The following is a 4865-nucleotide window of genomic DNA, read 5'->3' as shown; positions in this document are numbered from 1 at the left end:
GCTCCGGCCCCGGTCGCGGCTCCTTCCGTGCGGATGGGGCTCGAGCCCGGCGCCCCCGTCGAGCTCGAGCTGGAGGTCGAGACCTCGGACGACGCCTCCCCGGGCATCGAGGTGGAGCTGGATCTCAGCGAGGCGGAGCGGGGGAGTGAGGAGCCCGCGCCGTCCCGGTCCGCCGTGGCGCAAGCCGCGCCTCCGGGCCTGCGCCCCCGCCGCTCCTCCGATGCCCGGCCGAGCGAACCCCCCGCCAGACCGGAGCCCGCGCCCAAGCCCGCCCCGCCGGTCACCGCGGCGCCCGCCGCTCATCGCATCGAGCGATTCACGCCCCAGGCCGGCGTGAGCTTCCAGTCCCCGGTGCCGGACAGCACGCCCTTCACGGAGCTGGAGATCGAGGCGGACTCGCTCCTGCACGCGGTGGAGCTGGCGGCGATGGCGGGGGCGGCGCAGCTCGCGGAGCCGGCCTCGGTCAGTGGCGAGGAGCAGGTCTCGGAGACGTCGGCGCCAGACGGGGGGCTGCCGAAGATTCCCCTCTTCTCGGACCTGCCTCAAGACGCCTTCATCGCGCTGTTCGAGCGCTGCCCGCTGCGCCGCTTCTCCGAGGGCTCGCACATCATCGAGCAGGGCAGCCGGGGCGATGCCTTCTACGTCATCTGCGCGGGCAGCGTGCGCATCGTGCGCCAGAGCGGCGCCGAGCAGCGGGAGCTGGCCGTGCTGAACGAAGGGGCCTTCTTCGGGGAGATGGCGCTCCTATCGGGCGCGCCGCGCTCGGCCTCGGTGGTGGGTGTCGCCGAGGAGACGCAGGTGCTGGAGATCTCCGCCCCGGTGCTCGCGGAGCTGTCCCGCCGCTACCCGCAGGTGGCCCGGGCACTTCGACGGTTCTGCCGGCAGCGGCTGCTGTCGGACGTGGTGAACACCTCGGCGCTCTTCCAGCCCTTCGGCCGCAAGGACCGGCGCGAGCTGGTGGAGCGCTTCCTCGCCCGCGAGGTGCGCCGCGGGGACGTCATCATCCACGAGGGCAACCAGGTGGATGGCCTCTACGTGGTGCTCTCTGGAGAGGTCTCGGTGAGCAAGGGCGGGCAGTCCCTGGCGCACCTGCGCGAGGGCGAGCTGTTCGGGGAGATGTCGCTGCTCCAGAAGTCACCCGCCACCGCCACCGTGACGGCCTCCCGGAACACCTCGCTGCTGCGGCTGCCGCGCGAGGTCTTCGACACCCTCATCCTCACCCATCCGCAGATCCTCGAGCTGATCTCCGGGCTGACGGAGACGCGGCAGCGCCAGACGGAGGCGCTGCTGGGTGTGAGCCCCCAGGCCAGTGAGTCGGGGACCGAGCGGTTCGACGACCTGCTGCTCTTCTGACGCGGCAAAGGCCGTCCAATGTGGAAGCGGTGCTTCTGGGTCGGAGGGGTTCTCGCGGGGTTGCTGGGCGGAACTCCGGTGACGGCTGGGGCTGAAGAGCCTCACCCTGTCCCGCCCCCAGAAGAGGGCAGGGGCGAAAAGCGGGAGACCACCATCACGGCGCGGGCTTCCGAGTCCTCGGAGCTCCCCGAGGGGCGCGCTTCCAGCACCCTCCACCGGGCCGACCTCGAGCGTCGTCTGCCCCGCTCCGCTCCGGATGCGCTCCGCTATGAGCCCGGTGTCTTCATCCAGCAGACGGGCCACGGTCAGGGCTCCGCCTTCATTCGCGGCCTCACGGGCCAGCAGACCCTGCTTCTCTTCGACGGCATCCGTCTCAACAACAGTACCTACCGCCAGGGCCCCAACCAGTACTTCTTCACCCTCGACGCCCACTCCATCGCATCCATTGACGTGCTGCGCGGCGGAGGCTCCACCCTGTTTGGCTCGGATGCCCTCGGCGGTGTCGTGCTGACCCATCCGCTGGAGCCCTCCTTCTCCGGCGAAGGACCCTGGGCCCGGCCCCGCCTCCGCCTCCGGGGTGCCAGCGCCGACCGTGAGCGGGGCGGCCGGATGCAACTCCAAGCAGGCTGGGGTGATCGCGTGGGCTTCGTCGGCGGTGTGGGTGGCCGTCGGGTGGGGCTCCTGGAGAGTGCGGGTCCGGTGCGCAACCCTGTCGGCGGCGGGCTGCCCGACGTGCCGCGCTTCGCACCTGACGGGCGCACCCAACTCGGCACGGGCTTCGACGAGCTCACCGCCGACGGACGGGCCGTGTGGCGCCTGTCTCCAGGCCACACCCTCACCCTCGCTGGCTATCTCTACCGTCAATACGATGCGCCGCGCACGGACCAGTGCGCGCCTCCGTACGCGCCCCATGACGAGTGCCTGCGCTACGAGCAGCAGTTCCGCACGCTCGCCTACGTCACGTGGAAGGCCGAGGCGCTCGCTCCTCAGGCTCGGGATGCCCGTGTCACCCTCTCCTGGCAGCGGCAGCACGAGCGCCGTCGCCACGACCGCCCGGCTTCCTCCGTCTACTCGCTCGGGGAAGACGATGTGGACACGCTGGGCCTTATCGCCCAGGCACGCACCCGACGCCTCGAGCTACCCGGTGGCCACCCTCTAACGCTCGGCTATGGTGTGGACACCTACGTGGACTTCCTGCGTTCCAAGGCCACCACCGGCTTCACCGACGTGGAGGTCTCGGTGAGGCGCAGCCGCGGGCAGTACCTCGATGGCTCCTGGTACCTCTACGGCGGCGCCTTCCTCGACGGCGAGCTGCCGCTGCCCCATCACGTGGTGGTGCGTGCCGGCACACGCGCCTCGTGGGTGGCCGCGCACGCGCCAGGGGACGCCGAGTCAGGCTCGTCCCCGGTGGACCGCGCGTGGTGGCCCGTGGTGGGTCACGCGGGGGCGGAGTGGACCCCCGTGGAGGGACTCACCCTGTTGGCCAACGTGGATCACTCCTTCCGTGCGCCAAATCTCGACGATCTCACCTCCCGCCAGCAGACAGGCCCGGGCTTCCAATTCGAGAACCCCGACCTGACCCCGGAGGCGGCCACCACGCTGGAGGCGGGTGTGCGGGTACGTACCGCGCCGGTGACGCTCCAGTTGTGGGCCTTCACCCTGCTGCTGGAAGACGCGGTGGGCAAGCGGCCCCGAAACGCCAGCGACTGTCCGCCCAACACTCCCCAATGCCAGGAGTCCTGGTCACGCCTCCAGCTCGTCAACGCGCGAGCCCTGTCCGAGCTGCGCGGGCTGGAGGCAGCCGCACGATGGCGGCTGCTACCGGGCCTCGTCTCCAAGGCCACCGTGGCGTGGACATGGGGCGAGGGCCCCAACCTGGGCGACCCACCGTCGGACCCCTCCTTGCCGTTCGAGTACCGGGTGCCGCTCTCACGCGTGCCTCCACTCAACGGCACGGTGGAGCTGGCCTGGACGCACCCGCTAGGCTTTGGCGCGGGCGGGGCGTTGCGTTGGGCCACCGCGCAGACGCGGCTCGCGGTGGCGGACCGCGCGGACGCGCGCATCCCCTTGGGGGGAACGCCGGGCTTCGCCGTGTTCGATGCTCGCTTCTCCTACCGCCGAGGCGACATGCTGCTGGTGGCCCTCGTCGTGGAGAACCTGCTGGACACCCCCTCCCGCTACCACGGCTCGAGTGTGAATGGCCCGGCCCGGGGTGCCATCCTTTCCCTGGAAGGAGCCCTGCCATGAATGAACCTGTTACGAAGTCCGCGCGTCCGCGGTTCTCCACGCTGATGCTGGCGGCCGCGCTCACCGCCTGCGGTGGAGGCGGAATCGAACCCGGGGAGGGCAACAAGCCTCCCAGCACCGACGCTCGAGGCGAGTGCATCGCCAGGCCCACGTACACGGAGGACGTGAACACCTGCGCGCCGCTGTCCACGGACTATCAGCCACGCGTGGCGGACTCGGCCCGCGATACGTGGCCCGCGTGCATCTCGGACGACAACACCTACCACCGCCTCTACGACAGCATCGCCACCCTCGGTCGCGTGGGGGCCTTCGAGTACATCGCCGAGACGCTGTGGAGGGGGGCGAAGGTGCCTACGGTGGAGGACTTCACCCGGGCGCGCCTGAGGTACACGGAGTCCGAGGGACTCGGCTCGCGGGTGGAGCGACGCGAGGACATCCACTATCCGGCACCGCCCGCGCCGTGTAACTCGAGCGCCAGTATTCCCACGGACTTCCCGGACCGGTGCGTGGGGCCAGCGAAACTCAGGCCCCTCATCAACGAGTCCTTCGCCGCGGGCATGAGGGGCGAGGCGCCGCGGGTGAACGCCGCCCGGATCGAGGCGGCGCTGCTGTGGTTCCTCTACGTGTCGCCGCTCTCCGAGGTGACGAGCTGCACCACCAAGGACGCGGATTGCGACAGCGCATGGGCCTACTACACGGGTGGAACGCCACGCGAGGCCCCGGCGGGGCTGGCGCGTTACGTGAAGGAACTGGCGCCGGAGACGCACGAGCGCGTGTATGACGCGACGCTGGCGGTGCGCTGCTGGCGAGACCTGGACCGAGCGACGCCGGCCACCCGGCTCGAACTGAGAGACCTGGCGCGGACACAGTTGGACAAGGCGATGCTGCGGGGCGTGGTGGTCATCATGCGCCAGCGCTTCCAGGAACTGTCCTGCACGTCCGGAGAGGCGAAGGAAACGCGTTGGGCCTTCCTGAAGGTGTTGGTGCCGCTGCTGGACCGCGAGGCGCGCACGCGTGACGTGGCCCAGGCGAACGTGCTGAAGGACCAGATGGAGAAGGCAGGTCCGGACGAAGTGGATGTCCTGGCGGCGGTGACGGCCCTGGATGCGCTCTTCTCCTGTCCGTGAGCCAAACCCTCTCTTGAAAATGACACGCCCCGGGGCCATGTCGGCACCCGGGGCGCATCACGCGAGGCTGAGCGGTTTCGGTGGGCTCTACGGCGAGAGCAACTCCGCCGAACCTTGATGGGTCTTGCTATCTCCGCT

At 70.4% G+C, this 4865-nt stretch carries 3 protein-coding genes; all 3 read left to right on the top strand.

Going from position 1 to position 4865, the window contains the following annotated elements:
• A partial coding sequence (locus VF794_RS32690) for a cyclic nucleotide-binding domain-containing protein (RefSeq protein WP_331117036.1) occupies positions 1–1353 on the top strand: 1353 nt, incomplete at its 5' end.
• A 78-nt stretch (positions 1354–1431) separates the two neighbouring features.
• On the top strand, positions 1432–3600 hold the full coding sequence (locus VF794_RS32685) for a TonB-dependent receptor (protein ID WP_331117035.1): 2169 nt from the start codon (positions 1432–1434) through the stop codon (positions 3598–3600).
• Positions 3597–4727: a hypothetical protein gene (locus tag VF794_RS32680; RefSeq protein WP_331117034.1), complete on the top strand. Its 1131-nt coding sequence runs from the start codon at positions 3597–3599 to the stop codon at positions 4725–4727. Before VF794_RS32685 ends, VF794_RS32680 begins: the two co-directional genes overlap by 4 nt.
• The last annotated feature ends 138 nt before the right edge of the window (positions 4728–4865 follow it).

The organism is Archangium sp. (genome assembly GCF_036389735.1).
Lineage (GTDB): Bacteria > Myxococcota > Myxococcia > Myxococcales > Myxococcaceae > Archangium.
The sequence above is the reverse complement of the archived record's forward strand: the minus strand, read 5'-3'. Positions and strand labels throughout refer to the sequence as shown.